The 2523-nt window shown below is 67.3% G+C and carries 3 protein-coding genes; all 3 read right to left on the bottom strand.

Annotation, left to right across the window (positions count from 1 at the left end; all coding sequences use genetic code 11):
- Nucleotides 1-25 precede the first annotated feature (25 nt).
- Genes tnpC through tnpA form a run of 3 tightly spaced genes read right to left on the bottom strand, consistent with a single transcriptional unit; the run spans nucleotide 26 to nucleotide 2424 of the window.
- Nucleotides 26-1651, bottom strand: coding sequence for an IS66 family transposase (tnpC, locus tag ACRARE_RS22555; RefSeq protein WP_432658563.1), 1626 nt, complete (start codon nucleotides 1649-1651; stop codon nucleotides 26-28).
- 60 nt (nucleotides 1652-1711) lie between these two features.
- Nucleotides 1712-2059 (bottom strand): IS66 family insertion sequence element accessory protein TnpB, encoded by a 348-nt coding sequence (tnpB, locus tag ACRARE_RS22550; protein WP_035851188.1) that lies wholly within the window; start codon nucleotides 2057-2059, stop codon nucleotides 1712-1714.
- Complete coding sequence (tnpA, locus tag ACRARE_RS22545) at nucleotides 2056-2424, bottom strand: IS66-like element accessory protein TnpA (RefSeq protein ID WP_111551432.1); 369 nt, start codon at nucleotides 2422-2424, stop codon at nucleotides 2056-2058. Before tnpA ends, tnpB begins: the two co-directional genes overlap by 4 nt.
- Between the last annotated feature and the right edge of the window lie 99 nt (nucleotides 2425-2523).

The following is a 2523-nucleotide window of genomic DNA, read 5'->3' as shown; positions in this document are numbered from 1 at the left end:
GTAACCGGCCGGTAAGGACCGCAGATCAGGCGACGGCCTTGGCCTCCTGAGCGATCGGCGCCCAGTTCCACGGCAACAGCTCGTCGAGGCGGTTGATCTTGTGATCGCCGATGCGGGCCAGGATGTCGGCCAGGTAGCCTTCAGGATCGAGACCGCTGAGCTTCGCGCTCTCGATGATCGTCATGGCCTCCGCGAGGGTCTCTCCCCCGGCATCAGCCCCGGCGAAGAGCCAATTCTTCCGACCAATCACCACCGGCTTGATCGCGCGCTCGGCCGGGTTGTTGTCGATGGCCACGCGGCCGTCCTCCAGGAAGAGCGTGAAGGACGGCCAGCGGCGGAGCGCGTAGCGGAAGGCCTTGGCCAGCGCGCTCTTGCCGGAGACCCGGCCGAGCTGTGTCTCCGACCACGCCTTGAAGTTCTCCGCCAGCGGGCGCGTGCGGGTCTGCCTGACGCGTCGCCGCTCTTCGGCGGAGCAGCCGGTGATCTCGCGTTCGATGTCGTAGAGCGCGCCGATACGATCCAGCGCCTCCCGGGCGATCGCCGACTTGGTGCCGGTCCAGACATCGTGGAAGTCCCGGCGCAGGTGTGCCCAGCAGGCGGCCTCGCGGATGCGCACCGCGCCGGTAGTATCGGGCTCATAGAGCGCCTTGAAGCCCGTATAGGCGTCCGCCTGAAGAATGCCGCTGAACTCGGCCAAATGGCGGTGCGGATGCGCACTCTTCCGGTCCGGTGAGAAGAAGTAGGCGACACCGGGCGGCGCTGTCCCGCCCCATGGCCGGTCATCCCGGAGGTAGGTCCAGATCCGGCCCTCCTTCACGCCCTTTCCCAGTCCCTCGAGCCGCTTGGAGCGGTCGAGCACTCGCACCGGGGTGTCGTCGGCATGGAGGCGGTCGGCGGTCATCACGTCAGCCCTGATCCGCGCCACGAGCGGAGAGAGCACCCGCACACCCTGGCCGCACCAGTCGACGAGCGTCGAGGCCGGGATATCCGCGCCCATGCGGGCGAAGATCTCGTTCTGTCGATACAAGGGAAGATGATCGTCGAACTTGGAGACAAGGATGTGTGCCAGAAGGCCCGGTCCCGCCATGCTACGCGGGATCGGGCGTGCAGGCGCCGGGGTCTGGGTGATCTTCTCGCATCTCCGGCAGGACTTCTTCGGGCGCGCCGTCTCGATCACCTTCAGCCGTGCGCTGATCAGTTCGAGGATCTCGCTCATGTCTTCACCGACGAGCCGCAGCTCGCCCCCGCAAGCGGGACAGGCATCGCCGGGATCGAGCACAATGCGCTCGCGGGGCGTTGCCTCCGAGACCTTCGGTTTGCGCCGCATGGGAGCAGGTTCCGCGACAGCGGGCTCTGCTTCCGGCTCCTCCTCGGCCTCCCGGGCGGCGGAAGCCGCGACCTCCAGCGCCTCGAGGGCCAGTTCCAGTTGTTCGATCTCGCGCTCGATCTTCTCCGAGCTCGCGCCGAACTTCTGACGCTGGAGCTTGGCGATCCGGATCTGGAGCGCCTGAACGAGGGCTTCGTGCGCCTTCAGGACGGCCGTGAGCCTTGTCGTCTCCGCCCGCATGGCCGCGTTCTCGGCCTCGAGTGCGGCGATCATCGCGCGCAACTTGGCAGGATCGTCAGGCGGAAGGGAGGAGGCTTCGGACATGCGGAACCTTACCATCCCGTGCGGTACATAACCAGTAAAACAAGGGGTTTGAGAGAATTATCAGCTCACCCGAGCGGGAGGCGCACCCCAGTCCGGGCGGCGCCAGTCGATGCCTTCCCAGAGCATCGCCAGCTGCGCCGAGGTCAGCCTTGCGGCGCCGTCGCCGGCGACGGGCCACGGGAAGCGCCCCCGTTCCAGGACCTTGTAGTAGAGGCAGAAGCCCTGGCCGTCCCAGTAGAGAAGCTTCAGCCGATCTCCGCGCCGCCCCCGGAAAGCGAAGACCGCACCGCCTGCCGGGTTCTGGCGCAGGACGTCCTGGGCGAGCGCGGCCAGACCCGCGATCCCCTTGCGCATGTCGGTGGGGCCGCAGGCCAGGTAGACCCGAACGCCCGTTCCCGGTCCGATCATGCCGCCTCCACCGCCCGGATCAACCGGGTCAGCGCCTCTCCATCCATGCTGCTGTCGAACCTCAGGCAGCGCCCGTTGCTCATCCGCAGCTCGACCATGACGGGGCGAGCTGGCGCGGGGGCGCTTGCCGGCGTCCGCGCCTCACCAAAATCGACCGGAAGGAAAACGGTCCCGCGATCCGGCGACCACAAGCCCTTCTTCTTCAGATCACGCCGCCAGCCGTAGATCTGGGAGCGCGTGATCTCGTGCCGCTGCGCCACCTGCGTCACCGACGCGCCGCCGACACCGACCTCCGACAGGATCTCGAGCTTCTCGTCTTCGCTCCACCGCCGGCGCCGCTCAACGCCCAGAACCTCGCCCAGCATGGCCCCTCCTAATAAGACACGTCGTTAAGGACGTCGTTATGCACGTGTCTTAGCTCGGAACCCCGCCGTCAGGCAGGCGGCCTCAATCGGGCGGTTACG

It is taken from the genome of Pseudooceanicola aquaeponti, from assembly GCF_050897975.1.
In the GTDB taxonomy this organism is placed as follows: Bacteria; Pseudomonadota; Alphaproteobacteria; order Rhodobacterales; family Rhodobacteraceae; genus Pseudooceanicola.
The sequence above is the reverse complement of the archived record's forward strand: the minus strand, read 5'-3'. Positions and strand labels throughout refer to the sequence as shown.

What these genes read in the sequence shown, in the direction of transcription:
- tnpC (WP_432658563.1), bottom strand. Translation starts at nt 1,651, where the DNA reads ATGTCCGAAGCCTCCTCCCTTCCGCCTGACGATCCTGCCAAGTTGCGC.
- tnpB (WP_035851188.1), bottom strand. Translation starts at nt 2,059, where the DNA reads ATGATCGGACCGGGAACGGGCGTTCGGGTCTACCTGGCCTGCGGCCCC.
- tnpA (WP_111551432.1), bottom strand. Translation starts at nt 2,424, where the DNA reads ATGCTGGGCGAGGTTCTGGGCGTTGAGCGGCGCCGGCGGTGGAGCGAA.